The 25528-nt window shown below is 73.6% G+C and carries 29 protein-coding genes and 1 pseudogene; 21 read left to right on the plus strand and 9 right to left on the minus strand.

Annotation, left to right across the window (positions count from 1 at the left end):
• Positions 1-37 precede the first annotated feature (37 nt).
• From ACFPL3_RS12830 to ACFPL3_RS12840, 3 genes are all read left to right on the plus strand, one after another.
• Positions 38-817: an IclR family transcriptional regulator gene (locus ACFPL3_RS12830; protein WP_343945244.1), complete on the plus strand. Its 780-nt coding sequence runs from the start codon at positions 38-40 to the stop codon at positions 815-817.
• A 103-nt stretch (positions 818-920) separates the two neighbouring features.
• Complete coding sequence (locus ACFPL3_RS12835; protein WP_343945243.1) at positions 921-1211, plus strand: hypothetical protein; 291 nt, start codon at positions 921-923, stop codon at positions 1209-1211.
• A gap of 72 nt (positions 1212-1283) precedes the next feature.
• On the plus strand, positions 1284-1661 hold the full coding sequence (locus tag ACFPL3_RS12840) for a DUF6401 family natural product biosynthesis protein (protein ID WP_343945242.1): 378 nt from the start codon (positions 1284-1286) through the stop codon (positions 1659-1661).
• Between the two features lie 10 nt (positions 1662-1671).
• Here ACFPL3_RS12840 and ACFPL3_RS12845 read toward each other — a convergent pair whose 3' ends face one another.
• Positions 1672-2325 carry a TetR/AcrR family transcriptional regulator gene (locus ACFPL3_RS12845; RefSeq protein WP_343945241.1) on the minus strand — a complete coding sequence of 218 codons (654 nt, stop codon included), beginning with the start codon at positions 2323-2325 and terminating at the stop codon, positions 1672-1674.
• 76 nt (positions 2326-2401) lie between these two features.
• Here ACFPL3_RS12845 and ACFPL3_RS12850 point away from each other — a divergent pair, with 76 nt between their 5' ends.
• From ACFPL3_RS12850 to ACFPL3_RS12860, 3 genes are read left to right on the plus strand one after another with little or no spacing between them, the layout of a single operon-like run.
• Positions 2402-2905, plus strand: a complete 504-nt coding sequence (locus ACFPL3_RS12850; protein ID WP_343945240.1) for a 2Fe-2S iron-sulfur cluster-binding protein — start codon at positions 2402-2404, stop codon at positions 2903-2905.
• Entirely contained in the window at positions 2902-3891 is a 990-nt protein-coding gene (locus tag ACFPL3_RS12855) for an FAD binding domain-containing protein (RefSeq protein ID WP_343945239.1), read from the plus strand. Before ACFPL3_RS12850 ends, ACFPL3_RS12855 begins: the two co-directional genes overlap by 4 nt.
• Complete coding sequence (locus tag ACFPL3_RS12860; protein ID WP_343945238.1) at positions 3888-6191, plus strand: xanthine dehydrogenase family protein molybdopterin-binding subunit; 2304 nt, start codon at positions 3888-3890, stop codon at positions 6189-6191. The genes ACFPL3_RS12855 and ACFPL3_RS12860 overlap by 4 nt, the downstream gene beginning before the upstream one ends.
• 153 nt (positions 6192-6344) lie before the next feature.
• On the opposite strand, the gene ACFPL3_RS12865 is transcribed toward ACFPL3_RS12860, so the two are convergent.
• Positions 6345-7154 (minus strand): mechanosensitive ion channel family protein, encoded by an 810-nt coding sequence (locus ACFPL3_RS12865; RefSeq protein WP_343945237.1) that lies wholly within the window; start codon positions 7152-7154, stop codon positions 6345-6347.
• Between the two features lie 579 nt (positions 7155-7733).
• On the opposite strand from ACFPL3_RS12865, the gene ACFPL3_RS12870 reads away from it, so the two are divergent.
• On the plus strand, positions 7734-8051 hold the full coding sequence (locus tag ACFPL3_RS12870; RefSeq protein ID WP_343945236.1) for a hypothetical protein: 318 nt from the start codon (positions 7734-7736) through the stop codon (positions 8049-8051).
• Positions 8052-8060: 9 nt separating this feature from the next.
• Here the strand turns inward: ACFPL3_RS12870 and ACFPL3_RS12875 are convergent, their stop codons facing one another.
• Positions 8061-8585, minus strand: coding sequence for an arsinothricin resistance N-acetyltransferase ArsN1 family B (locus ACFPL3_RS12875; protein WP_343945235.1), 525 nt, complete (start codon positions 8583-8585; stop codon positions 8061-8063).
• Positions 8586-8625: 40 nt separating this feature from the next.
• On the opposite strand from ACFPL3_RS12875, the gene ACFPL3_RS12880 reads away from it, so the two are divergent.
• The 4 genes from ACFPL3_RS12880 (at position 8626) to ACFPL3_RS12895 (ending at position 11410) form a co-directional block, all read left to right on the plus strand.
• Complete coding sequence (locus tag ACFPL3_RS12880; RefSeq protein WP_343945234.1) at positions 8626-9183, plus strand: helix-turn-helix domain-containing protein; 558 nt, start codon at positions 8626-8628, stop codon at positions 9181-9183.
• Positions 9184-9225: 42 nt separating this feature from the next.
• Complete coding sequence (locus tag ACFPL3_RS12885; protein ID WP_343945233.1) at positions 9226-10101, plus strand: ABC transporter ATP-binding protein; 876 nt, start codon at positions 9226-9228, stop codon at positions 10099-10101.
• Positions 10102-10316: 215 nt separating this feature from the next.
• The gene (locus ACFPL3_RS12890; protein WP_343945232.1) at positions 10317-11084 is read left to right on the plus strand and encodes a hypothetical protein; all 768 of its coding nucleotides are present in this window, start codon (positions 10317-10319) and stop codon (positions 11082-11084) included.
• Positions 11085-11254: 170 nt separating this feature from the next.
• On the plus strand, positions 11255-11410 hold the full coding sequence (locus ACFPL3_RS12895) for a hypothetical protein (RefSeq protein WP_343945231.1): 156 nt from the start codon (positions 11255-11257) through the stop codon (positions 11408-11410).
• Positions 11411-12411: 1001 nt separating this feature from the next.
• Here the strand turns inward: ACFPL3_RS12895 and ACFPL3_RS12900 are convergent.
• Positions 12412-13092 carry a hypothetical protein gene (locus tag ACFPL3_RS12900; RefSeq protein WP_343945230.1) on the minus strand — a complete coding sequence of 227 codons (681 nt, stop codon included), beginning with the start codon at positions 13090-13092 and terminating at the stop codon, positions 12412-12414.
• Between the two features lie 28 nt (positions 13093-13120).
• Positions 13121-13867 (minus strand): SDR family oxidoreductase, encoded by a 747-nt coding sequence (locus ACFPL3_RS12905; protein ID WP_343945229.1) that lies wholly within the window; start codon positions 13865-13867, stop codon positions 13121-13123.
• A gap of 123 nt (positions 13868-13990) precedes the next feature.
• On the opposite strand from ACFPL3_RS12905, the gene ACFPL3_RS12910 reads away from it, so the two are divergent.
• Positions 13991-14818: a helix-turn-helix domain-containing protein gene (locus tag ACFPL3_RS12910; RefSeq protein ID WP_343945228.1), complete on the plus strand. Its 828-nt coding sequence runs from the start codon at positions 13991-13993 to the stop codon at positions 14816-14818.
• Here the strand turns inward: ACFPL3_RS12910 and ACFPL3_RS12915 are convergent, their stop codons facing one another.
• The gene (locus tag ACFPL3_RS12915) at positions 14819-15643 is read right to left on the minus strand and encodes a methylenetetrahydrofolate reductase (RefSeq protein ID WP_343945227.1); all 825 of its coding nucleotides are present in this window, start codon (positions 15641-15643) and stop codon (positions 14819-14821) included.
• A gap of 156 nt (positions 15644-15799) precedes the next feature.
• Between ACFPL3_RS12915 and ACFPL3_RS12920 the strand changes: the two genes are divergently transcribed.
• The 7 genes and pseudogenes from ACFPL3_RS12920 to ACFPL3_RS12950 all read left to right on the plus strand — a co-directional run bounded on the left by ACFPL3_RS12920 (position 15800) and on the right by ACFPL3_RS12950 (position 21536).
• Positions 15800-16486 carry a 4-carboxy-4-hydroxy-2-oxoadipate aldolase/oxaloacetate decarboxylase gene (locus ACFPL3_RS12920; protein WP_343945226.1) on the plus strand — a complete coding sequence of 229 codons (687 nt, stop codon included), beginning with the start codon at positions 15800-15802 and terminating at the stop codon, positions 16484-16486.
• Entirely contained in the window at positions 16483-17556 is a 1074-nt protein-coding gene (locus ACFPL3_RS12925) for a 4-oxalomesaconate tautomerase (protein ID WP_343945225.1), read from the plus strand. The genes ACFPL3_RS12920 and ACFPL3_RS12925 overlap by 4 nt, the downstream gene beginning before the upstream one ends.
• Positions 17557-17574: 18 nt before the next feature.
• Positions 17575-18546, plus strand: coding sequence for a VOC family protein (locus tag ACFPL3_RS12930; protein WP_343945224.1), 972 nt, complete (start codon positions 17575-17577; stop codon positions 18544-18546).
• 101 nt (positions 18547-18647) lie between these two features.
• Complete coding sequence (locus ACFPL3_RS12935) at positions 18648-20405, plus strand: DUF6311 domain-containing protein (RefSeq protein WP_343945223.1); 1758 nt, start codon at positions 18648-18650, stop codon at positions 20403-20405.
• A 29-nt stretch (positions 20406-20434) separates the two neighbouring features.
• Positions 20435-21217, plus strand: coding sequence for an Fpg/Nei family DNA glycosylase (locus ACFPL3_RS12940; RefSeq protein ID WP_343945222.1), 783 nt, complete (start codon positions 20435-20437; stop codon positions 21215-21217).
• A gap of 114 nt (positions 21218-21331) precedes the next feature.
• A pseudogene (locus tag ACFPL3_RS12945) lies at positions 21332-21406 on the plus strand (DUF397 domain-containing protein); the annotation flags it as partial.
• A gap of 64 nt (positions 21407-21470) precedes the next feature.
• Positions 21471-21536, plus strand: coding sequence for a DUF397 domain-containing protein (locus ACFPL3_RS12950; protein ID WP_379589081.1), 66 nt, complete (start codon positions 21471-21473; stop codon positions 21534-21536).
• A gap of 10 nt (positions 21537-21546) precedes the next feature.
• On the opposite strand, the gene ACFPL3_RS12955 is transcribed toward ACFPL3_RS12950, so the two are convergent.
• On the minus strand, positions 21547-22326 hold the full coding sequence (locus ACFPL3_RS12955) for an MBL fold metallo-hydrolase (protein ID WP_343945221.1): 780 nt from the start codon (positions 22324-22326) through the stop codon (positions 21547-21549).
• The gene (locus ACFPL3_RS12960; protein ID WP_343945220.1) at positions 22323-23123 is read right to left on the minus strand and encodes an alpha/beta hydrolase; all 801 of its coding nucleotides are present in this window, start codon (positions 23121-23123) and stop codon (positions 22323-22325) included. The genes ACFPL3_RS12955 and ACFPL3_RS12960 overlap by 4 nt, the downstream gene beginning before the upstream one ends.
• A gap of 178 nt (positions 23124-23301) precedes the next feature.
• Between ACFPL3_RS12960 and ACFPL3_RS12965 the strand changes: the two genes are divergently transcribed.
• A complete protein-coding gene (locus tag ACFPL3_RS12965) occupies positions 23302-24237 on the plus strand; it encodes a helix-turn-helix domain-containing protein (RefSeq protein WP_343945219.1) in 936 nt (311 codons plus the stop codon).
• A 14-nt stretch (positions 24238-24251) separates the two neighbouring features.
• On the opposite strand, the gene ACFPL3_RS12970 is transcribed toward ACFPL3_RS12965, so the two are convergent.
• The gene (locus tag ACFPL3_RS12970; protein ID WP_343945218.1) at positions 24252-24731 is read right to left on the minus strand and encodes an RrF2 family transcriptional regulator; all 480 of its coding nucleotides are present in this window, start codon (positions 24729-24731) and stop codon (positions 24252-24254) included.
• A 56-nt stretch (positions 24732-24787) separates the two neighbouring features.
• On the opposite strand from ACFPL3_RS12970, the gene ACFPL3_RS12975 reads away from it, so the two are divergent.
• Entirely contained in the window at positions 24788-25528 is a 741-nt protein-coding gene (locus tag ACFPL3_RS12975) for an SDR family oxidoreductase (RefSeq protein ID WP_343945217.1), read from the plus strand.

The raw sequence follows: 25528 nt of genomic DNA on the forward strand, positions 1-25528 counted from the left end.
TAACCTGGTGGCCCCAGACCTCGCAGGAAGGAGCACGGTGGGCGCAGCGAGCCAGCCGGACCGCGGCGGCGGTGTGCAGTCCCTCGACCGCGCGTTCGCCCTGCTGGAGCACATGGCGGACGCGGGCGGTGCCGTCGCGCTCTCCGAGCTGGCCACCCGCTCCGGCCTGCCCCTTCCCACGATCCACCGCATCGTGCGCACGCTGGTGGCGTCCGGCTACGTTCGCCAGCTGCCGTCCCGCCGGTACGCGCTCGGTCCGCGCCTGATCGGGCTGGGCGACGCCGCGTCGCGGATGCTCGGCGAGTGGGCCCGCCCGCAGCTCGCCGAGCTCGTCGACCAGGCCGGGGAGACGGCGAACCTCGCGATGCTCGACGGCGACGCGGTCGTGTACGTGGCCCAGGTGCCCTCGCGGCACTCGATGCGCATGTTCACCGAGGTCGGCAGGCGGGTCCCGGCGCACTGCACCGGGGTGGGCAAGGTGCTGCTGGCCCAGCTGCCGCCCACGGAGGTCCGCGCGATCGTCGCCCGCACCGGGATGGCCCCCCAGACCCCGCACACGATCACCGATCCGGATCGGCTGGAGCGCGAGCTGGAACGCATCCGGGCGCAGGGGTACGCCGTGGACGACGCCGAGCAGGAGCTGGGCGTGCGCTGCGTGGCCGTCGCGGTGCCCGGGGGCCCGGCCTCCCCCGCGCTGTCGGTCTCCGGGCCCGACACGCGCGTCACGTGGGCGACGGTGGAGCGGATCGTCCCGATGCTGCAGGCCGCGGCCGGCGCGCTCGCCGGCGATCTCGCCGCGCGCGGGGCGATGGCATGACAGCCGGGTAACACTTATGGGCGACTCGCCCGGTTGCCGGATGCGAAGCGGCCGCATGGGTGGTAGGCCGTTGCGGGTACCCCCGACAAGGGAGGTGAGCGGCATGGAGTGGACCGCTGACGACGACCAGCAGCTCGCCGAAGCCGTGCGCCGGCACGACGCCGGGGAGGATCCGTGTGCCCGTCCCGGCGAGACGACGGTGCCGGAGTGGGCGATGATCTCGATCGTGCTCGGCCTGGTCGCCCTGACCGGGTCGGTGTTCGCCGTGGTCGTCGTGGCCGCGTTCGGGTCGGTCTGGTGGCTGTTGCGCACCGCGGACGCCGTTGAGCCGTGCGAGCGCGACGCGGGCCGCGAGGCCAGGGGTCCGTTCGGCGGGCCCGGCATCTGGCTCTGAGCCGGGCACGTCACTGCGTGTTCGGTCACGGTCCAATCCATCGCCGGATCGGGCGGGATATCCTCCCCAGCCGTGGCAGGACTGTTCGACCTCCTGGTCAACCATCACGCAGAGCGCTGGCTGGCGAGCCTGATGGACCAGGTGGGTGACGCCGGACTCGGCGCCGCGGCTGCCCTCCCCGCGCTGATGGCCGCGGTCGACCAGCATGCCGCCGGTGTGCGCGACATCCTGCTGCTCGGTGTCGAGGGTTCGGCGGCGGCCGCGGGTGCCGTGCTGCTCGCCGGCTACGCCAAGGGCCTGCTCGACCAGGCGGGCACCGATGCGGCCCGGCTGCGTGCCGCCGTGGGGGACTGCTGGCACCGCGCCGACTGGCTCACCGTTCGCGTGCTCGCCGTGTGCGCCCTCAGCCGCGACGACTGCTGGCGGCGCTCGCCCGCCGTGGCCGCTTAGGCGCCTGTCGTCACGCCGCCAGCAGGCCCGAGAGGTAGACCCGCACGAACCGGGTGAGCGAGGCGCGGAAGTCCGGGTAGTGGGTGGTGTTCGGGTCCTCGGCGTGCAGGGCGACCACCTGCGGCGACGGGTGGGCCGCCTGCCACAGCCCGGCGGCAGCGATCCCCGCCATCGCGAACAGGTCGAGGCACGCCTCCTCGTCGAGCGCGGGAAGTGCCCGGTGCAGCGCGGGCACCATCTGCTCCAGGGAGCGGCGGACGGCCTGCTTGTAGGCGCGGACGACGTCGAGCGAGACGTTGCGCTCCAGCGTGAGCGGTGAGTGCAGCAGCAGCTGGCAGAGCAGGGGGCGGTCGGCCACCGAGCCCGCGAGGACGTCGGCCACGTCGTCGGGCTCGGGCCCCGCGTGTGCGAGGGCGGCGGCGGTGCTGGGCGCCCACTCCTGGAACTCGGTCTCGGCGAGCCGCAGGAAGATCTCCTCGCGCGTCTCGAAGTACCTGAGCAGCGCGGACTTGTGCATGCCGACCTCGGCCGCGATCGCCGCGAGGCTGACAGCGCCGACACCGTCGCGCACCGCGAGGTCGCGCGCGGCGTCGAGGATCGCGGCGTAGCGCTGCTGCTTCTGCTCCGGCCGCCGTGCGCGCAGGAAGCCGGCTTTCGTGGTCATCGCGTCGACCCTAACCCGCCGATAGCGAAACGGCGTTGACTTGTTAAGTCAACGCCGTTCCCTTAGTCTGTGCCGGGTGATCCCCGTGAAGCTCCGTGTCAACGGAACCACCGAGCTCCTCGAGCTCGACCCCCGGGTCAGCCTGCTCGACGCGTTGCGCGAGCACCTGGGGCTGACCGGCACCAAGAAGGGCTGCAACCAGGGCGCCTGCGGTGCCTGCACCGTGCTCGTCGACGGCGAGCGGATCGTGGCCTGCCTCGCGCTCGCCGTGCAGTACGCGGAGCGCGACATCACCACGATCGAGGGGGTCGGGCAGCCCGGCCACCTCCACCCGCTGCAGGAGGCGTTCATCCGCCAGGACGGCTTCCAGTGCGGATTCTGCACGTCGGGCCAGATCTGCTCCGCCCTCGGGATGCTCGCCGAGCACCGGGCCGGCATGCCCAGCGTGGTCACACCGCGTGTGGACGCCGAGGAGATCGAGCTGACGCAGCCCGAGATCAAGGAGCGGATGAGCGGGAACCTCTGCCGCTGCGGCGCCTACGACGGGATCGTCGAGGCCATCGAGGAGGTGGCCCGGTGAGGCCGTTCGGGTACGTCAGCGCCACGGATCTCCCCACCGCGCTGGGCGCGGTCGCCGCGGGTGCCCGGCCGCTGGGCGGTGGCACCAACCTGGTGGACCTCATGCGCGAGGACGTCGAGCGGCCCGAGACGGTCGTCGACGTCAGCGCGCTGCCGCTCGCCGGGGTGGACGAGCTGCCCGACGGCGGCCTGCGCATCGGTGCGATGGTGCGCAACAGCCGGCTCGCCGCCGACCGGCTGGTCCGCACCCGCTACCCGGTGCTCTCCCAGGCGCTGCTCGCCGGCGCGTCCGGGCAGCTGCGCAACATGGCGACGGTGGGCGGCAACCTGCTGCAGCGCACCCGCTGCCCCTACTTCCGCGACCACGCGGCCGCGTGCAACAAGCGCGAGCCCGGATCCGGCTGCGCCGCGCTCGGCGGCGTCCACCGCGGCAGCGCCGTGCTCGGCACCAGCGAGCACTGCATCGCGGCGCACCCCTCCGACATGGCCGTGGCGCTGGTGGCGCTCGACGCGGTGGTCGAGGTGCAGAGCCTGCGGGGCACGCGGCGCGTCCCGCTCGCGGAGCTGCACCGCGCGCCCGGCGACACCCCGCACGTCGAGACCACGCTCGAGTCCGACGAGCTCATCACCGCCGTCGAGCTGCCCGCGGCGCCGGTGGCCCGCAGGTCGCGCTACCGCAAGGTGCGCGACCGCGCCTCCTTCGCGTTCGCGCTGGTGTCGGTGGCGGCGGCTCTCGAGGTGCGTGACGGCGACGTCGTGGACGTGCGGTTGGCGCTCGGCGGCGTCGCCACCACGCCGTGGCGGGCCCACGAGGCCGAACGGCTCCTGCTCGGGGCGCCGGCCACCGAGGAGAGCTTCCGGCAGGCGGCGGCCGCGGAACTGGCGCCCGCCGTGGCGCGGCCAGACAACGCGTTCAAGATCGAGATGGTGCAGCGCACCGTGGTGGCGACGCTGCGGCAGCTGGCGACCGAGGGAGGCGCGGCATGACCCAGGCACCGGAGCGGACCCGCCCCACGTCGGCGACCGAACCCGCGGTCGGCCGGTCGATCGACCGCGTCGACGGCGCCGTCAAGACCACGGGGGAATCCGAGTACACCGCGGACCGGCCCTACCCGGACATCGCCCACGCCACCCTCGTGCACGCCTCGATCGCGCGGGGCCGGATCACGGCGATCGACACCGCGGCCGCCGAGGAGGTCACGGGCGTGCTCGCCGTGATCACCCACCGGAACGCGCCGCCGCTGAAGCCGCCGGCGGCCCGGATCAACCCGTTCGACCTGAGCACGATGGCCGCGGGCACGAAGGTGAACTACCTCGGCAGCGACGAGGTGCACTGGAACGGCGAGCCCGTCGCGGTGGTCGTCGCGGAGACCCTGGAGACGGCGGTGGAGGCCGCCCGCCTGGTGCGGGTGAGCTACGCCGCCGAGCCCGCGGTCACCGACTTCGCGGCCGCCGAGGGGTCGGCCGAGCCCGCCCGCGGGATCCCGATCCTCCCCGAGGGAGGACGCAAGGGCGACGCCGAGCAGGCCCTCGCCGCCGCCCCCGTCTCGGTCGACATGCGGTTCACCACCCCACCGCAGAACCACAACGCGATCGAGCCGCACGCCACCACCGCCGTGTGGGACGGCGACCGGCTCACCGTGCACGACAGCACCCAGGCGATCGACTTCGTGCGCAGGCACCTCGCGCTGCGGTTCGACGTGCCCCTCGAGGGTGTCCGCGTGATCGCGCCGAACATCGGCGGCGGGTTCGGCGGCAAGGGGTTCGTCTGGGCGGGCACCGTGCTCTGCGCGATGGCGGCGCGGGTGGCGAAGCGCCCGGTGCGGCTGGCCCTGTCGCGCGAGGCCGTCTTCCGCACCGTCGGCGGGCGCGCGCCCACCATCCAGCGCGTGGCGCTCGGCGCGGAGCGAGACGGCGAGCTCACCGCCATCGTGCACACCGGGATCTCGCAGGTGGGCCGCGTCGGCGGGATGCCGGAGACGGTGGGGCGGCAGTCGCAGCACATCTACGCGGCCCGCACCATCCTCGTGCGCCACAGCACCGCCACGCTCGACGCGCTCCCGAACTCGGCCATGCGCGCACCGGGCGAGGCCGTGGGCACCTTCGCGCTGGAGTCCGGGATGGACGCGCTGGCCCACGAGCTCGCCATGGACCCCCTCGAGCTCCGCATGCGCAACGAACCGGAGAGCAACCCCCTCGACGGGAAGCGGTTCACCCACCGCAACCTGCGCGCCGCGTACGTCCGCGGGGCGCAGCGGTTCGGCTGGGCCGACCGCCCGCTCCGTCCGCGCTCGATGCGCGACGGGCACACGCTGCGCGGCTGGGGCGTGGCCACCGCCTTCCACATGCCCATCCAGCTGATGGCGGACGTCACCGTGCGGCTCGGCATGGACGGCACAGTCGTCGTGCGCTGCGGCATGCAGGAGATCGGGGTGGGCGCAGCCACCGTGCAGGCGCAGATCGCGGCGGACGCGCTCGGCGTTCCGGTCGAGGCGGTCAGAGTTGAGCTCGGCGACTCGACGCTGCCGGTCGCACCGATGGCCGGCGGCTCGGGCCAGACCGCCACGGTGGCGGCGAGCGTGCTGCGCGCGTGCGAGGAGCTGCGACGATCGGCGCTCGCGCTGGCCCGCCGGTCGTCCCGCTCGCCGCTGCGCGGTCGGCGGATCGACGACCTGGTGGCGCGCGACGGCGGGCTCTTCGCGGCCGACGGCTCGGGCGAGACCTACGCGCAGATCCTCGCCCGCTCCGGACGGCCCTCGCTCGAGGGGCGGGTCGGGGCGCGCACCTCGGTGGGCCGCGTCGCGGGCCAGGTGCGCTTCCTCGCGGGGATGGTGGGCGATCAGCGGCGTCAGGTGCGGGCGGCCACCGGGGTCCACTTCTGCGAGGTGGCCGTCGACGAGGACACCGGCGAGGTCCGCGTGACGCGGTGGGTCGCGGTGTTCGACGTCGGCCGGGTGATCAACCCGAAGACGGCCGCCAGCCAGCTGCGCGGCGGGATCGTCATGGGGATCGGGGCGGCGCTCAGCGAGGCCACCGAGGTCGACCCGCGCACCGGGCGGATCGTCGGCGCAGGCCTCGCCGACTACCACGTCCCCGTGCAGGCCGACGTCCCCGCGATCGACGTCTCCTGGCTCGACGAGCCCGACCCCACCACCCCCCTCGGCCTGCTCGGCGTGGGGGAGGTGGGCATCTCCGGGGTGGCCGCGGCAGTGGCGAACGCGGTGCACCACGCCACGGGGGTGCGCGTGACGGATCTGCCGCTCACCCCGGACCGCCTGCTCGGCTGAGGCGAGACGCCCCCGAAGTTCAGGAAAGCCACATTCAGGGCCGGAGAGGCCCTGAATGTGGCTTTCCTGAACCTGCGTAACCCGCGCGCGCAAAGGGCCACGGCGGGGCCGACCCCTTCATGCCGACCCCGCCGGGTGCTCCGGTGGGAGCGGTTACGGGTTGTTGTGCGACTCCGTGGCCGGGTCCATCCGGGTGCCCACCGGGTCGGTCATGTCCGCGTGGTGGGCTCCGGTGGAGGTGGTGGTGGGACGCGCGGCGTCCTCCCGGCCCCGCTCGTAGGCCTGGGCGTGGGCCCGGGCCTGGGGTGCCTCCTCCTCGGCGCGGGCCAGCCAGCGCTCCCAGCGCTGCTGCATCGGCCGGATGAGGCCGCCACCGACACCGACGACCAGGATGCCGCCGACGGTGGCCAGGACCGTGATGAGCACCGGCAGCGTGACCGCGACGGCGACGCCGATCTGGCTCAGGGCGGCGATCACGCCGAGCGCGATGATGAAGATCGACGCGATGTTGGCGAGCACGTTGCCGTAGGAGAGCCCGCCGGTGACGCCCAGCACCAGGTCCTTGACGGCCGCGGCGATGGCCGAGGCCACCACGACGATGATGATCGCCACCGCGATCCGCGGCAGGAACGCGACGATGCCCGTCAGCAGCTCGCTGACCGGGTTCGGCCCCCACACACCGAACGCGAGCTGCAGGGTGAGCAGCAGCACCGCGTAGTAGACGACCATGGCGATCAGGTCGCTCGCGTCGTACTTGGACCGGGAGAGCGCCTGCCCGATCCCGCCGCGCTCGACAGCGCGGTCGAAGTGCAGGCGTTCGAGTACCGAATCGGTGAGTTTGCGCAGACCCTTCGCGATCAGCCACCCGATGAACAGGATGACCAGGAACAGGATCAGTTGTGGCACGAAGACCACGACTGCGCGCATCGCGTCGCCCAGCGCTGCGACGAGGTTGTCGAACATCGGGAACTCCCAGGTCGAAAGGATGTCGCATCTTGCGGATGCCCATCCCAACCCGGATCACACCTGTTCGGCCCCGATTGCGCACAACCGGTGGACACTCTGACGGGGGTCAGAGCCGCAGGCGGAAGCCCCGTCGGCTGCGGTGGCTGGAGTCGCGCTCGGCGCAGTGGGGGCAGAGGTCACCGTCGGGGGCGACCATCGGGGCCGGCGTGACGACGTGTCCGCAGACGGCCGAGTACTGACCGCCGCGGTGTGCGATACCGATCGCCAGTTCTTCGTCGGGGACGGAATGGCAGCGACCGTCCATCACGCAAGTGACCGAAATGGTGGCGCTGTCGGCGATGCCGAGCGGCCTCGTCTGTCCACGCGGTCTGCTCACGGTCCCCACTCCGCCACAGGTCCACCCCTCCGGCGGCTGTCCGACGGACATGCCACCCACCGCATCCAGTGTGTCGCTCTCCGCTTGCAGACGCAAGAGGAATCTGCAACGTCTCTCTGCATGTGCATCCGTACCGGACGTCCGTCGTCTGCGCGGTCCCTCGATGAGGTGATCTTTCGGGTGCCCGTAAGCTCCGATTCGTGATCCGTCGTGCGGTTCTGTCCGCGATGCCCCTGCTGGCCGCGCTGGTGTTCGTCGCCGGGTGCGGTGGTGGCGGCTCGCAGGTCGACTGCGGGCTGGACGGCTGCACGGTCACGTTCCCGCGCAGCGGCGACGTCGTGGTGTCCGTGCTCGGCGTCGACGCGCGCCTGGTCGGCGTGCAGAACGGCACCGCGCAGCTGGAGGTGGCGGGTCAGCAGATCACGGTGCCGGTGGGCGGCGAGACCGAGGCGGGCGGCTTCGTGGTCGGCGTCGAGGAGGTCACCGACACCGAGGTGGTCGTGCGCGTCCGCGCCTGACGGCCGCGGCTAGCGGGGTTCGGCGGGCGGGTCGGCCGCCTCGGCGAGGGTCCGCTGCATCCAGGCCACGTCGTGCCACCGGCCGTGCTTCCAGCCGATGCGGCGGTAGGTGCCCACGGGTTCGAAGCCCATGGCCGTGTGCAGGCCGACGCTCGCGTCGTTCGGCAGCGTCATGCCTGCCGTTGCCGTGCGGTAGCCCCGCTCGGCCAGCCGCGGGAAGAGTGTTCCGTAGAGGGTGCGCCCGCCGCCGGAGCGGCGCAGGCCGGTCTCGAGGTAGATGCTCGTCTCGCACGACCACCGGTAGGCGGGACGCGCCTTGAACGGCCCCGCGTAGGCGTAGCCGACGACCCGGCCGTCGGCCAGGTCCTCGAGTACGAGCCAGGCATGGGTGCGCTCGGCTGCCGCGATCCGCTCCGCCATCTGTGCGACGGTCGGCGGCTCGGTCTCGAAGGTGATCGCGGTGTCGGTGACGTACGGCGCGTAGATCGCCGCGCAGGCTGCGGCGTCCTCCTCGGTGGCGGCACGGACCTTCATGGCGACGATGATACGCAGAGACGCCACTATAGTGGCAGCCGTGTCCGACGCCCTCACGTCGTCCCTCGCCGCCGCGCTGCAGGAAGCCCGGAAGGCGCGCGGCCTCTCGGTCAGCGCGCTCGCAGAGGGGGCGGGCGTCTCCCGGGCGATGATCGGGAAGGTCGAGCGCGGCGACGCCCAGCCCACCGCCGTGCTGCTCGCCCGGCTCGCCCACGCGCTCGGGATGACGCTGTCGGAGCTCGTCGCCCGCGCCGAGGACGACGGGGGCCGGCTCGCCCGCGCGGCCGACCAGCCCGTCTGGACCGACCCGGCCAGCGGTTACCGGCGCCGGACGGTGTCGCCACCCGGCGGGCGGCCGCTCGAGCTCGTGGAGATCGAGCTGCCGGCCGGGGCGAGGGTCGCGTTCGCGGCCGACGCCTACCCCGTCGTCCACCAGCAGGTCTGGGTGCTCGACGGGCGCCTGCGCCTGCACGAGGGCGACGAGGTCCACGAGCTCGACGTCGGCGACTGCCTCCAGCTCGGCCCGCCGGTCGCGCGCGCGTACGTCAACCCCGGTGTCCGGCCCTGCCGCTACCTGGTGGCGCTCACGCGCCGCTGACCTGCGCCGGAGTCCCGGGAGGGTGATCGCTACCATCCCGTCGTGCTGAGCGTCCGGGGGCTGACCAAGATCTACGGAGGTCGGCCCGCCGTGGAGGACGTCTCGTTCGACCTGCATCCGGGCACCGTCACGGCGTTCCTCGGGCCCAACGGGGCCGGCAAGTCCACCACCCTCCGGATGATCACCGGGCTGACCCCGCCCACCCGCGGCGGCAGCTGGATCGGCGGCAAGCCGTTCCGCGACTGGCCGAACCCCGGTCACGTGGCGGGCGTGCTGCTCGACGCCTCCGCCGTGCACCCCGGCCGCACCGGCGGCTCGCACCTGCGCAACGCCGCGGCGCTGATGGGGGTGCCCGCCCGGCGGGCGGACGAGCTGATGGGCCAGCTCGGCCTCGGCGACGCCACCCGCAAGAAGATCGGCAAGTACAGCCTCGGGATGCGCCAGCGGCTCGGGCTGGCCCACGCGCTGCTGGCCGACCCGCCGTTGCTCATGCTCGACGAGCCGATCAACGGCCTCGACCCCGTCGGCATCCGCGCGGTGCGCGAACTGCTGCGCGCCCACGCCGCGCGCGGCGGCACCGTGCTGCTGTCGAGCCACGTGCTGTCCGAGGTGGACCAGACCGCCGACCGCATCGTCATGATCGGCAACGGCCGGATCGTCGCCGACGGGCCGATCCGCGAGCTGCTCGCGTCCCACCGCTCCCTCGTGCGCGGGCCGGACATGCAGGCGATCGCGAACGCGCTCATGCAGGCAGGCGTGCGCATCCAGCCGAGCCCGGACGGGCAGATCCTCGCCGACGCGCCGAGCGACCGCGTCTCCGACATCGTCTACGCCGCGGGGGTGCGCGTGCACGGCATCAGCGACCACCAGCAGAACCTCGAGGAGCTGTTCTTCCGGCTGTCCGGCGGTGGGCGATGACCACGCCGACCGGGCAGGGGACGAACGGGCAGGCCCCCACCTGGGCAGGGCCGGCTCCGCAGGGACCGCTGGTGCCGGGCGTGGGCAGGCCGGGGCCCGGCGGACCGCCGCCGGTGCACCCTCAGGGTGTGCCGCCCGTCGCGGCCTGGCAGGCGCCGCCGCCCGTCCCGGCACCGTCGTCTGTTCCGGCACCGCCGCCTGTCCCTGCCCCGGCGGTGGGAGGCCCGTTCGCCGCGGCGTCGCGGCGCACCCCGTTCCCCACGCTCGTGCTGGTGGAACTGCGCAAACTCACCGGCACGCTCTCGGACCGCATCCTGCTGGCGCTCGCCCCGGTCGTACTGGTCGGCGTCACCGTGCTGATCCACACCGGCTCGGACTACGCGTCGTCCTACGCGTCGGCGGCCAACCAGATCGCCCCGACCTTCTACACGGTGCGGGTGGGGCACGTGCTCCTGCACGCCGTGCTGATCAAGCTCATCGCCGGGGAATGGCAGCACCGCAGCGCGCAGCCCACCCTGCTCGCCCAGCCGTCCCGCGCCCGGTACTTCCTCGCGCAGGCCACGGTCGTGCTGATGCTGTGGTTCGTGGCCGCGGTCCTGCAGCTGGCCACCACCCTGATCGTCGCCCCGGGCGCCGTGAGCGGCGTCGGGGCCACCTACCTGCTCGGGTACCGGCCCGGCTGGGTGATCGGCGTGTGCGTGCTCGGGTCGCTGCTGACGATCCTCGTCGCGCTCACCGTCGCGATGCTCGTGTCGAACGCGGCAGGCGCCCTCGCCGTCTACTTCGCGACGGTGCCGGTGATGCTCACGATCAGCGGGCTCGCCCCGCAGGTGTTCGCCTGGATCGACCCCTCGACCCCCACGGCGGCACTGGCCACCCTCGCCCCCGTCGACGGCCCGGGTCCCGTGATCGTCTCCCTGTTGCTGTGGATCGGCCTGCTCGGGCTGGCCGGCTACCGTGTGGCCCGCCGCGACCTGGCCTGAGATCACCCGCACGCTGCTGTCGGCGGGGGACGTTCAGGTTCGGTTGATCTTCGGGTGGCCGGCCGCGGCCGTGATCATCAGTACCGGGCTGCTGTCGGTCCCGCGCGGATGTACTTCTCGTGGTGGCCAGGCGAGGGTTGGCGGCCCGAGCCGCACGCTGCCGTCGCCGCATGGGCGTTGAGGTACTGCTGATCTTCGGAGTGCCGGCCGCGGCCGTGGTCATCAGCACCTGGCTGCTGTCGAACGGCGCAGATGTACTTCTCGCGGTGATCGGGCTGGCGTGGCGGGGCGCGAGGCGCGCGCTGCTGTTGTCGGAACGGCTCTGAGGTGCGGCTGATCTTGGGGGCACGGCCTCGGTGGCACGTAATAGGTGTGGGCAGTACCTGGTTGCTGCCGCGGGTGCGGGAGTCTGCTGCAGGAGGCGGGCGCGAGACGCACGCAGCTGCGGTCGGGAGGACGCCGAGATCCTGTTGATCTTCAGGGTGTCGGGCGCGGCCGCGGTCATCAGTACCTGGCTGCTGTCGAACGGCGCAGATGTACTTCTCGTGGTGGCCAGGTGAGGGTTGGCGGCCCGAGGCTCACGCTGCTGTTGTTGCGAGCTCGGCGTCGGCCGCGCCGGTCGTGCTCATCGCGGTGAGCACCCATTCAGCTGCGGCTGTGGGTTGCTCGCCCGAGGAGCACGCTGCTGCGGTCGCGGGGGCGCTGCGGTTCTGTTGATCTTCGGAATGCCGGCCGCGGCCGTGGTCAGCAGCACCTGGCTGCTGTCGGCCCCGCGCGGATGTGCTTCTCGTGGCGATCAGGCTGGGGTGGCGGGGCCGAGGCGCACGCTGCCGTTGTCGGAAGGACGTTCAGGTCCTGTTGATCTTCGGGTGCCGACTCGGCTGCACCGCGGCCGTGGTCATCAGTACGCGGCTGCCGTCGGCCCTGCGTGGTGGTACCTCTCGTGGTGACCGGGAGGGGGTTGGTGGGCCGAGGTGCATGTGGCTGTGGTCGCGGGGGCGTTGAGGTTCTGTTGATCTTCGGGGGGCGGGCCGTGGCCGTGGTGATCAGTACCTGGCTGCTGTCGGGCCCGCCCGGGTGTGCTTCTGGCGGTGATCAAGCTGGCGTGGCGGTGCCGAGGCGCACGCTGCTGTTGTCGGAGAGACGTTCAGGTTCTGTTGCTCTTCGGGCGTCGGCTGTGGCCGTGGTCAGCAGCACCTGGCAGCTGTCGGACCCGCGCAGATCTGCTTCTCGTGATGATCAAGCGCCGGGGCGCGCGCTGCTGTTGGCGGGGGACGTTGCCGGGCTCGGGTGGGCCGTGGTGTGCTTCTCGACCCCCAGGCGACGGTCAGCTCGTGGCGAGCGAGCCGCCGCCCGGGTCGATGTCGCCGAGCAGCACGAGGGCGGCCTGCTCCACCACGGGGCAGTTGTCCGTCATGAACCGCTCCGTGCCGGCGTGGTCGATCTCGTAGTCGGTCATGGCGTAGTTCAGCTCGCCGTAGCGCGCCGCGACCGCCTCGGGGACGATGCCACGGAACCGGAGTGCGTGGGGCGATCCGGTGTCGACGGTGAGGTAGCAGCCGGGCTGGGCGCCGTAGAAATCGATGGTCTCCACCGCGTAGTAGCGCTCGCCGACGAGGAGCCTGCGGTGGTAGCTGACGCTGGTGCCGGCGTCGCCGTTCCACAGGAGCGGGAAGTACCGCGGCTCCGACGGGTTCGGTGGGGACTGGGTCTCGATCCACAGTTCGTCCAGCTCGGCGTTGCCGAACTCGACGGCGCACCCCGAGGGACCGGCGATGGTCTCCAGCACCCGGACGTCCTGCGCGCCGACCCGGTCGAGCGAGTCCGGGTTCAGCTGGTCGCAGGTGTTGTCGAACGGGAACTGCCGGTCGGTGGAGAGCAGGTCGTCGTAGGCGATCGCGTCCTCGGGGAGCGCGGGTGCCGGCGCCGCGGGGGCCGAGCCGGGCGGTGTGGAGCAGCCGGCCAGCGCCGCCAGCGCGACCACGACCGCGGCGACACGGATCTTCACCGGAGCATCGCACCACAGCCGCCCGTCGTCAGCGTTGCCGGGCCGGGCGCACCACGATCTCGTTGACGTCGACGTCGGTGGGTTGGGCGAGCGCGAACGCGACGGCGCGGGCGACCGCGTCGGGGTCGATCGCGTGGGCGCGGTAGGTGCGCATGGCCTCGGCTGCGCCGGGTTCGGTGATGGTGTCGGCGAGCTCGGAGGTGACGACGCCGGGCGAGATGGTGGTGACGCGGATCGACGGGTCGCACTCCTGGCGCAGCCCCTCGGTGATGGCCCACGCGGCGTACTTGCTGCCGGAGTAGACGGCGCTCGTCGGCACCACCTGGTGTGCGCCGATGCTGGCGGTGGTGACGAAGTGGCCGCCGCCCTGCGCGGCGAACACGGGCAGCGCCGCGGCGATGCCGTGCAGCAGGCCGCGGACGTTGACGTCGATCATCCGGTCCCACTCCTCGACGAGGAGCGAGTCGAGCCGGGACAGCGGCATCACGCCCGCGTTGTTGACGAGCACGTCGACGCGGCCGTGCCGGTCCCGTGCGTCCTCGACGAAGGCGGCGACGTCGGCGCGGTCGGTGACGTCGAGGCGCACGGCCTCGATCCCGCCGCCCGCCGCCGCGGCGTCGGCGCGGGTGTTCCCGACGAGGTGCTCGAGCCGGTCGGTGCGGCGCGCGCCTGCGACGACCTGGTGGCCCTCGCGGGCGAGGCGGGCGGCGATGGCCTCGCCGATGCCGCTGCTGGCGCCGGTGACGAGCACGACCTTGCGGGTGGATCCGGACATGCGGTGCCTCCTGTTGTCGGTGGCCTCCACCGTGCGGCGGGCCGGTGGTGCGCGGCAGGACGAGCTCTTCCTGGGTGTGCCGCACCCATGCACGTCCGGTGGCGAGCTCCTACCGTCGACGGCATGGGTTCGGACCTGGGCGATTTCCTCGGCACGCGGCGTGCGCGCATCACGCCCGCGGACGTCGGCCTCGCCTCCACCGGGTTGCGGCGGGTGCCCGGGCTGCGCCGCGAGGAGGTGGCGCTGCTCGCCGGCACGAGCGTGGACTACTACGTGCGGCTCGAGCAGGGGCGTGAGCGCCACCCGTCGGCGCAGGTGCTCGACGCGCTGGCCGGGGCGCTGCGGTTGAACCCCGACGAGCGGCGGCACCTGTTCGACCTCGCGGGTGTCACCCCGCGGGACCGGGCGGCGGCGGTGCCCGACCGGGTCGACCCGAGCCTGCTGGAGCTGATGGACTCGTGGCCGGACAACCCGGCCCTCGTGTACAACCGCGCCTACGACGTGCTCGCGTCGAACGAGATCGCGGACGCCCTGTTCGGCGGCTGGTCGTTCTCCCGCAACCTGATGCACGTGGTGTTCCGGGACCCGCGGGCGCGCGAGTTCTACGTCGATTGGGACGACGTGGCCCGCAACTCCACGGCGGGGTTCCGGGTGGGGCACGGCCGGGCGCCGGACGACCCCCGGGTCCGCCAGGTGCTGGTCGAGCTGGTGGAGATGAGCTCGGAGTTCCGGGCGCTGTGGTCGCGGCACGACGCGCGCGGCAAGTCGCTGGAGCGCAAGCGGTTCCACCACCCGGAGGTGGGGGATCTGACGCTCACGATGCAGACGTTCGACGTGCGGGAGCGCCCGGGCCAGGAGCTCGTGGTGTACCACGCCGAACGCGGCAGCAGCAGCGCCGACGCCCTGCGCCTGCTCGGCACGCTCGCCGCGACGCAGCGGGCCGGGGAGTGACTAGCCGCGGGCGAGCAGCGTGCGGCGCCACGCCTCGGTGGCCGCGACCTCGTTGAAGGTGAAGAAGTGGAAGCCCGCGAGGTGGGTGGCGGGCTCCTGCAGGTGCGGGGCGAGCCTGCGGGCGAGGCGGCCGGGCCGGTAGCCACCGGGCAGGAAGAAGCGCCAGAACAGGTTCTGCTGCCCGAGCAGGAACCGCGCCGACTGGCCCAGGCCGAGGCCGGCCGCGATGCGCACCAGCTTCTGCCTGCTCACGGCCCCGGGCAGGCCCACCCTGATGGGGAGCGTGATGCCGCGTTCGCGCACCTGCCGGGCCCATCCGACGGTGGCGGCGGCGTCGAAGCAGATCTGGGTGATGACGTGGGTGGCGTGGGCGGCCTTGCGGTCGAGCGCCTCGTCGAGCAGGCGGGTGTCGATCCGGGCGTGCCCTTCGGGGTAGCCCGCGATCCCGATGCGCCGGAACGGGTGCCCGAGCGCGTCGAGCGCCCCGAGCAGCGCGAGAGCGTCGCAGTACGGCCCGGCGGGCCGCGGCGCGTCGCCCCCGATGACGAACGCGGTGTCGACGCCGCCGTCGCGCAGCCGCCCGACCAGGTCGGACAGGTGCGCGCGGCTGTGGATCTGGCGTGCCGCCAGGTGCGGGGACGCGCAGTAGCCGTGGCGGGTGAGCCGGACGGCGAGGTCGACGGTGGGTTCGACGCCCTTGACGTGGCTGGTGCTGATGGTGATCGGCACGTCGGCCGGCACGTGGGCCAGCACGGCCTGCTCGGTGCCCTTCAGCGGGAGGACCTCGTAGGAGACGTGGCGCAACGCCTCCACGAGATCCGCCATTTTCGCAGCTTACGGCCCAGCACGGCGCCGGGTACGACATTCGACTCGGCCGGAGCGGGCGCTGAGATCGATGACATCGGTTCCGGCCCGCGTCGATGCTGGGGGCATGGCGGAGTCGAGGCGGATCACCGGAGCGACGGGCACGGGAGCCGCCGCATGAAGCCGATCATCGTCACCGACCCGCCGCGCGCCGATCTCGCCGACGTCGACGCGCTCGCCGAGCTCGGGGTGGCCACGGTGCACGAGGCGCTGGGGCGCACCTGCTACCTGGGTCCGGACCTGCGCGCGGTGCAGCAGGGCGCGCGGGTGGGCGGCACGGCCGTCACCGTGCTGTGCTGGCCGGGCGACAACCTCATGATCCACGCGGCCGTCGAGCAGTGCGGCCCGGGCGACCTGGTGGTCGTGACCACCACGTCGCCCTGCCGGGACGGGCTGTTCGGCGAGCTGTTCGCCACCGCGCTGGCCCACCGCGGGGTGCGCGGACTGGTCACCACCACCGGGGTGCGGGACGTGGGTGACCTGCGGTCGATGGGCTTCCCGGCCTGGTCGGGCGCGGTGAGCGCGCAGGGCACCGTGAAGGCGACGGCCGGTGCGGTGAACGTGCCGATCGTGGTGGGCGGCCAGGTCGTGCGGCCCGGCGACGCCGTGGTGGCCGACGACGACGGCGTCGTGTGCGTGCCGCGGGAACGGGTCGGCGAGGCCCTCGAGGCGGGCCGCGCGCGGGTCGCCAAGGAGGAGGCCACCCGCCGGGCGTTCCTCGATGGAGAGCTCGGCCTCGACCGCTACGGCCTGCGCGCGAAGCTGGCCGAGCTGGGCGTGGAGTACGTGAAGGCGCCCCGATGACGGGAGTCCGCTGCCTGCTCATGCGCGGCGGCACGTCGAAGGGGGCGTTCTTCCTGGCCTCGGACCTGCCTGCCGACGCCGCGGAGCGCGACGACCTGTTGCTGCGGATCATGGGCAGCCCGGACCCCACGCAGATCGACGGGCTCGGTGGCGCCCAGCCGGTGACGAGCAAGGTGGCCGTGCTGTCGCCCTCGGCCGAGCCGGACTGCGACGTGGACTACCTGTTCCTGCAGGTCGGGATCGACAGCGCCACCGTGGCGGACAACCAGACCTGCGGCAATCTCCTGGCCGCCGTCGGCCAGTTCGCCGTGGAGCGGGGTCTCGTCGCGGCGGGGCCGGAGCGCACCAGCGTGCGGATCCACATGGTCAACACCGGCGGGCGCGCGGAGTCGACGTTCGCCACTCCCGGCGGGTGCGTGGACTACGCGGGCGCCACGGCGGTGGCGGGCGTGCCGGGCACGGCGGCCCCGGTGGCGCTGGCGTTCGCCGGCACCGAGGGCTCGGTCTGCGGCAGCCTCCTGCCCACCGGGCGGCGCGTCGACGAGATCGACGGGCTCGCGGTGACCTGCGTCGACAACGGGATGCCCGTGGTGGTCGTCCGCGCGGCGGACCTCGGCCGCACCGGGTACGAGACGCGGGCCGAGCTGGCCGCCGACGCCGAGCTGGCTGAGCGCGTCGGGTCGCTGCGGCGCCACGCGGGCAAGCGCATGGGGCTGGGCGACGTCACGGGCACCGCCGTCCCGAAGGTCACGCTGGTCTCGGCCCCGCGGCACGGCGGGGCGATCGCCACGCGCACGTTCAACGTGTTCGACCCGGTGCGCCCGCACCCGTCGATCGGCGTGTTCGGGGCGGTCAGCGTGGTCACCGCCGCCCTGCTCGACGGCGCCGTCGGCCACGAGCTGCTGGTGCGCCCGCCGTCCGGACGGCCCTTCGCCGTGGAGCACGCGAGCGGTGCGCTGGAGGTCGAGGTGGACCTCGACCAGCACAGCGACCCGCCCGCGGTGCGCCGCGCCGCCGTCATCCGCACCGCCCGGCCCCTGTTCGACGGCACGACCTACCCCCGCCCCTGACCGACGTCTGGAGCCACGATGACCCACGAGAAGTCCCCCCGCCACGAGATCGCGCACCTCGGGCACGTGGAGCTGTTCACGCCCGAGCCCGAGCGCAGCCTCGACTTCTTCGTCCGCGTGCTGGGGCTCACCGAGAACGGCAGCCAGGGCGACTCCGTCTTCCTGCGCACCTGGGACGACTACGAGCACCACAGCCTGAAGCTGACCGCCGCGACGACCTCGGGGGTGGGGCGCACCGGCCTGCGGGCGTCCAGCGAGGAGGCGCTGAAGCGGCGGGTGGCGGCGGTCGAGGAGCGCGGGCTGGGGATCGGCTGGGTGGACGGCGACCCGGGCCTCGGTCCCACGTACCTGTTCCGCGACCCCGACGGCCACGAGATCGAGATCTACTGGGAGACCGAGCGCTACCAGCCCCCGGAGGAGCTGCGGCCCGCCCTGAAGAACCAGGCCCAGGCCTACCCCGGGCGCGGCGTCAGCGTGCGGAGACTCGACCACGTCAACTACCTCGCCAAGGACGCCGCCACCAACGGCGGGTTCATCTGCGACGCGCTCGGCGGCCGCGTCACCGAGCAGATCCAGCTCGACACCGGGGTGATCTCGGGGCAGTGGACCAACTTCGCGCAGAAGTCCTACGACCTCGTCTACACGAACGACTGGACCGGCTCCACGGGGCGCCTGCACCACATCGCGTTCGCCACGGACACCCGCGAGGACATCCTCCGCGCCGCGGACATCTCCCTCGACAACGGCGTGTTCATCGAGACCGGGCCGCACAAGCACGCCATCCAGCAGACCTTCTTCCTCTACGTCTACGAGCCCGGCGGCAACCGCATCGAGCTGTGCAACCCGACGGCGCGGCTCATCTTCGCCCCCGACTGGGAGCCGGTCACCTGGACCGAGGCCGAGCGGGCCAAGGGGCAGGCGTGGGGGCTGAAGACCATCCAGTCCTTCCACACGCACGGCACCCCGCCGGTTCCCGCGCAGTCCGAGTGACCGGGCGGTCGCGGCGCGCCTGAGCGGAGGCCCGCTTGGGCGCGGGCGACCCGGCGTGATGGCATGGGGCCCGTGACGGATGCGTGGGCGGGGAGCAGCGGGTGACGGCTCGGACCCGCGTCCCGGCCGGGCGGCGGTGGCTCGGCATCGGGGGGGCGGACCTCCTCGTCATCGAGGGGTACGTGCTCGCCGCGGTGCTGCTGTACGCCGGGCTGTGGCGGGACCTCGACGGCGGCTACCTCGTCGGGAGCATGCAGGACCAGAACCTGTTCGAGTGGATGTTCGCCGCCCAGGCGCACGCGGTGGCGCGCGGGGAGAACCCGCTGTTCTCCGACCTGCAGAACGCCCCGCTCGGCGTGAATCTGATGGCGAACACCGGACTGCCCGCCCTGGCCGTGCCGCTGACGCCGGTCACCCTGGCGTTCGGGTCCACGGCGACGTGGACGGTCGTGCTCACCGGCGGGCTCGCAGGCACGGCCACCGCCTGGTACTGGCTGTTCTCCCGGCACGTCGTGCGGTCGCCGGTCGCGGCGGCGGTGGGCGGGGCGTTCTGCGCGTTCGCGCCCGCGGTGATCTCGCACGCCAAGGCCCACCCCAACTTCGCCGCGACGTTCCTCCTCCCGGTGATCGCGATCCGGCTGATCCGACTCCCGGAGGCGCGCAGGCCGGTGCTGCACGGGGTGGGCCTCGGCGTGCTCGGCGCGTTGCAGGTGCTGATCGGCGAGGAGATCCTGCTGATCGGCGTGCTGGCCGTCGCGCCGTACGCGATCTGGTTCGGGCTCACCCGCAGGCGGATGCCCCGGCAGGTGGTGGTCGGGGTCGCGACGGCGATCGGCGTCTCCACCGCGCTCGTGGCCTACCCGCTGTGGCTGCAGTTCGCCGGCCCGCAGAGCTACCACGCCATCGAGCACGGCCCGAAGGGCAACGCGCTCGCCGCATTCGTCGGGTATCCCAGCCAGTCGCTCGGCGGCCTGGTGACCGGCGGGCCCGGAACCCTCGCGATGAACGGCACCGAGGAGAACGCGTTCTTCGGCTGGGGCCTCGTCACGCTCGTCGTGGTGCTGGCGGTGTGGCTGCGTGCCGAGCTGCCCGCGCGGATCGCCACCGCGGCGTGCGCGGTGGGTGCCGTGCTGTCCCTCGGTCCGGTGCTCAGCGTCGACGGGGAGCCGACCGGGTGGCCCGCGCCGTGGGCGCTGCTGGCCGACCTGCCCCTCCTGGAGTCGGTGCTGGAGTCCCGGCTCGCGCTGGCCTGCGTGCCCGCGGTGGGCTGCCTGCTCGCCGTCGCCACCCAGCGCGTGCTCGACGCGCCGCCGGACCGCCGGTTCGGCACGGCGTCGCTGCGGGCCGTCTGGGCCGGGGCGCTCGTGGTGGCGCTGCTGCCCATCGCCCCGCTGCCGTTCGACACCGTGACGCGCGCGCCGACCCCCGAGTTCTACGCGGGCGGGGAGTGGGCGAGGTGGGTCGGCGACGGCGGCACGATCGTGCCGGTGCCGCTTCCCGAGCCACTGCGCGCCGATCCCCTGCGGTGGCAGATCGACGCCGGGATGGGCTTCGCGATCCCGCAGGGGTACTTCGTGGGCCCGGCCGGGGAGGAGCGCCTGGGCTCCTACGGTGCGCCGAAGCGGCCGAGCTCCCTCCTGCTCGACGGGGTGGCCGCCACCGGGGAGGTGCCCCCGATCTCCGACGCCGACCGCGCCGCCATGGTCGACGACCTGCGGTTCTGGCGCGCCGACGCCGTGGTGCTCACCGACGGCCCGCGCCAGGAGGAGCTGCACACCGCGGTGTCGGCGCTCCTCGGCCCGGCCCACCGGGCTGTCGATGCGTGGGTGTGGGACGTCCGGCCGATCACCGGGAGTTGAGCGCGCTCCGGCCGGGGTAGTCGGTGTTCGTGCCCGAACTGCCGGACGTCGAGGGCTTCCGCCGGGTGCTGGCCGAGCACGCCACCGGCCGGCCGGTCCAGCGGGTCGACGTCCTCGACGAGGGTGTGCTGCGCGGTGTGACCCCGCGGCGGTTCCGGGAACGGCTGCGCGGGTGCCGGTTCGCCGAGCCGCGCCGCCACGGCAAGTGGCTGATCGTGCCGACGGACGGGCGCCCGGTGCTGCTGGCGCACTTCGGCATGACCGGTTCCCTGCACTGGGTGCCGGACGGCGGCGAGGCGCGGCACCCGCACGATCGCGTGGTGTTCGTCCTCCCCGACGGTGAGCTGCGCTACCGGGACATGCGCAAGCTGCAGGGGCTGCGGCTCGCCGCCGACGACGAGGTGGAAGAGGCGCTGGGCGGGCTGGGGCCCGACGCGTCTACGGTGTCCCGGGCCCAGCTGCGCGACCTGCTCGCGGGGGTGCGACGGCAGGTCAAGCCGGCGCTGGTGGACCAGTCGGTGCTGGCAGGCCTGGGCAACCTGCTGGCCGACGAGATCCTCTGGCGCGCCCGGATCCACCCCCGCCGCAGCTGCGCGGACCTGACGCCGGACGACCTCGCGCGGCTGCACACCGCGATGCGGGAGGTCCTGCGCCGTTCCGTGCCGACCGGCCGGGTGCCGCCGCGGGGGTCCTGGCTCACCGGGCACCGCGACGAGCGGCCCGGCGCGTGCCCGAGGTGCGGCACGACGCTGTGCCACGGGCGCGTCGGTGGGCGGGGTACGGCGTGGTGCCCGCGCTGCCAGCCGGAGTAGCCCTCCGGGCCCTGTGAGTGGATACGAGTGCTCCAGCACTCGTATCCACTCACGACCCGCCGGAGGCGGGCGGCCGCGATGGGCTCGTCGTTCCACATCCTCCGGCTGCCTCCGATGACCGACCTTGCGGACGCGGTCTGGCGTAAGTCCAGCCGGAGCAACGGCGACGGCGGCGAGTGCGTCGAGGTGGCCGATCTGCCGGACGGGTCGCGGGCGGTGCGCGACAGCAAGGACCGGCTGTGGCGGGCCCACGTTGCTGTTCACGCCGTCGGAGTGGCGGGCGTTCGTCGAGGGTGTGAAGCTCGGCGAGTCCGACTGACCAGCTCCGGTCAGATGTCGAGCTCCACCGGGGCACCGAGCGGCAGCCAGCGGACGTTCTCCCGCACCTGCGCGAGCTCGCGCTCGGCGGCCGGCCTCGGCTCGCGGAAGTGCTGCCACCCCTCGTAGTGCACCGGCACGACCGTGTGGGGGCGCAGGACGCGGCACAGCCGCACGGCCCGGCGGGCGGTCAGCGTGTAGCGCAGCGGCCCGGTCACCGGGAACCGCACCCCGCCGAGGTGCAGCAGGGCCACCCCGACCCGCAGCCGGTCGGCCACCTGGCGGGTGCCGCGGTGCAGCACCGTGTCGCCGGAGACCCACAGCACCCCGTGGCGCTGACCGGTCCAGCGCAGCGCGAACCCGATCACGGCGCCGACGATCGGGCCGGACAGCGGCGGGCCGTGCCGGCACGGGGTGGCCGTGACCTCGATCGTCGGGCGGCCGGGCTGTTCGAGCAGCGTGGCCGACCACGGCCGGAGCCCCACGGCGCCGCCGCCGATCCGGGCCGCGCCCGGCACCGTGGTCAGCACCGCGCCTGCCGAGGGCAGCAGCGCCCGGCCGGCGTCGTCGAGGTTGTCGCCGTGGTGGTCGTGGGTGAGCAGCACCGCGTCGATCCGGCCGATCGCCTCGGGTGGCATCGCCGGGCCCACGAGCTTGGTGGACGACGTGCCCCACCCGAACGCGTACCGGCGCCCGGGCGGGTCGAACGTCGGGTCGGTCAGGATCCGCCACTCGCCGACCTCGATCAGCGTGGTCGGGCCGCCGACGTGGGTGATGCGGACGCCGGTCACCTCCGCGCGTGCTCCAGCGCCCAGTCGAGGACGTGGTCGGCGATCTCCTCCCAGCCCTTCTGGGCCGGCAGCAGGTGGGCGAAGCCCTCGTACTCCTCGATCTCGGTGACGGCGTCCGACGTGTAGTGCTTCGCGTTGGACCGCTGGATCGCCGGCGGCATGATGTGGTCCTCGCTGCCGGAGACGAAGAGCAGCGGTGCCCGGGCGTCGTTGTGGTAGTCCACCCACGTGTCCTGGTGGCCCGGCTGGAAGTTGGCCAGCACGCCACCCCACACGATCGATCCCGCCGCCGGCACGTGGTAGCGGTCGTAGAGCGAGCGCGACTCCTCCTCGCTGAAGGTGTTGGTGAACGCGTAGCGCCACTCCTCGAACGAGAGCCCGACCGCCTTGTGCCGGTTCGCGAGGCTGCGGAACACCGGGAACGTCGACTTCAGCTGCGCCAGCGGGGCCACCCGGACGCCCTCGGTGGGTGCCGAGTTCAGCGCAACGCCCGCGGCGCCGAGCCCGTGGTCGAGCAGGATCTGGGTGAACGCGCCACCGGCGGAGTGCCCGATGATGATCGGCGGTGCCGGCAGCGCCTCGACCACCGCGGTGAGGTGCTCGATGATCCGGGGCACGGTCAGGGCGGTGACCGGAGCCGGATCGGCGTTCAACGCCTCCACCTCCACCTCGAACCCGGGGTACGCGGGGGCGAGCACCCGCAGGCCGCGCCGTTCGTAGTGCGTGACCCAGTTCTCCCAGCTGCGCGGGGTCACCCAGAAGCCGTGCACCAGGACGATCGTGTCGGGGGCGCTCACGCGGTGCTCCGTTCGGAGTCGAGCGGCGACATGTACGGCATCGGGGGACCCCCTCACGTCGAGCACCAGGACCACGCCGACATTGGCAGCGCGGTCATCCGGTTGCTCGGCTGTGGGCGCACGGTTGTCGGCCTACTCTGCACAGTGGTCGGGGCGGCACGAGCGGAGGCGACCTCGCATGCCCTTCCTGCTGGACTCGACCGCGCTCCCCGCCCGCGACCGGGTCGAGGCCGTCGCCGACGCGATGAGCCGGGCGTCGGCGCCGTGCCAGGTGTTCCACGAGGATCCCGGCGACGTGCGCGTCCGGATGGGGCTGTGGGAGCTGGGCGCCACCACGATCTTCACCGCGCGGGCCTCCGGGCTCCGGTTGCTGCGCACGCCCCGGCAGGCGAGGCAGGACGTGATGCCGGTGGTCGCGCTGTCGGTGCAGCGCCGGGCCGAGGGCCGGTACGCCCGGCCGGCCGGGCAGGAGATCGTGCCGCCCGGGGCACTGATGGTGGTGGACCTGTCCGCGCCCTACGACTTCTCCTGGTCGGGCCGGGGTGCCGCCGGGTGCGTCCAGATCCCGATCGACGAGCTCGCTCTCCCCGTCGACGTGGTCCGGCGGGCCGTGGGCAACGTGCGGGGCAGCCCGCTCTACCCGCTCGTCCGCCACCACGTCGCACACCTCACGGCCCGCGCCGATCGGATCTGCGCCGACCCGGGCGCCCCCGCGCTCGGGACCGCCTCCGTCGAGCTGGCGAGGGCGCTGCTCGTGTCGGCGGCGCGGGTGGACTCCCGCGAGGTGTCGGCCGACACCCTGCTCACGCGCGTGCGCGCCCACGTGCGCCTGCACCTCACCGACCCCGACCTGTCGCCCGCCTCCATCGCCGCGGCGCACGCCGTGTCGCAGCGGCAGCTGTACAAGGTCTGCGCGCAGGCCGGCGTCAGCCTCGAACAGTGGATCATCGCCGAGCGGCTGCGCGGTGCGCGCGACGAGCTCGCGGCGCAGGGGAGCACGCGGCCGATCGCGGTGGTCGCCCGGCGCTGGGGTTTCCGCGACCCGACCCACTTCGCGCGGCGGTTCCGGGTCGCGTACGGCATGACGCCGAGCGAGTGGCGCAACGGCCGGTGATCAGCGGCCGGTGATCAGCGGCCGCCCGTGGACGCCATGCGCGAGCGGGTGCGGGCCGGCACGGTCGGGGGCAGCTCGGCGATGATGTCGGCGACGGTGGTGCCGTCGAGGTGGCGGCGCCACACGTCGTGCGCCTCGCCCATCTTCCGGGCGAGGATGCACGTGTCGCGGCAGTCCTCGGGCGGCAGCGCGCCGCGCCCCTGTTGTCGGATCTCGCGGCACTCGTACGGCGGGGCGGCGCCGTCGACGGCCTCCACGAGCTGCAGCAACGTGATCCCGGTAGCCGGCCGGGCGAGGCGGAAACCGCCGCGCGGCCCGGTGGTGGCGGCCAGCACGCCCGCCCTGACCAGGGCCTGGAGCTGTTTGGCCAGGTAGGGCGCCGGGAGGTCGTAGTACTCCGCGAGCTGCTTGGCCGAGGCCGTGGCCCCCGGCTCGAGCTGCGCCAGCGTGGTGGCGCAGTGCAGAACCCATTCGGTGCTCGTGGGCAGCTTCACCCGCCCATCCTATCTTGGATATTGCAGACCTTTTTAGTCCGAGATACGGTGCCGGCATGCGGATCGCGGTCGCCGGGGCCACCGGCAACATCGGAGCACTCACCGTCGACGTCCTCGAGCGCGGCGGCCACGAGGTCGTGCGCATCAGCCGCGCGCTCGGCGTCGACCTCAGCACCGGCGAGGGGCTGGACGCCGCGCTGACCGGCGTCGACGCGGTCGTCGACGTCCTCAACGGCCCGGCGGGCGACCCGGCCGAGGCCGTCGCGTTCTTCGGCGGCACCACGCGCACCCTGCTCGCCGCCGAGGAGCGGGCGGGGGTGCGTCACCACGTGCTGCTGTCGATCGCGGGGGTCGACCGCGTGGAGGGCAACGCCCACTACGCGGGCAAGCGCGAGCAGGAGCGCCTCGTCGTCGCGGGCCCGATCCCGTGGACGATCGTGCCGGCCACCCAGTTCCACGACTTCGCCGAGATGGTGGCGAGATGGACCGAGCAGGACGGGGTGGCCACGATCGCGCCGCTGCTCGTGCAGCCCGTCGCACCCGGGGACGTGGCCGGTGTGCTGGCAGAGGTGGCCACCGGCGAGCCGCTCGGCCGCCACCCCGACCTCGCCGGGCCGGACCCGCAGGACCTCGTCGACATGGCCCGGCGCACGCTCGCCGCCCGCGGGCGCGACGTGAAGCTCGTGCCGACGTGGTCGGGCCTCTTCGGTCCCGACATGGCGGGCGACGCGCTGCTGCCCGCCGACGGCGCCCGCATCGCGCCCACCACCTTCGACGAGTGGCTCGCCCGGGTGTGA

Source organism: Pseudonocardia zijingensis (assembly GCF_042657305.1).
In the GTDB taxonomy this organism is placed as follows: Bacteria; Actinomycetota; Actinomycetes; order Mycobacteriales; family Pseudonocardiaceae; genus Pseudonocardia; species Pseudonocardia zijingensis.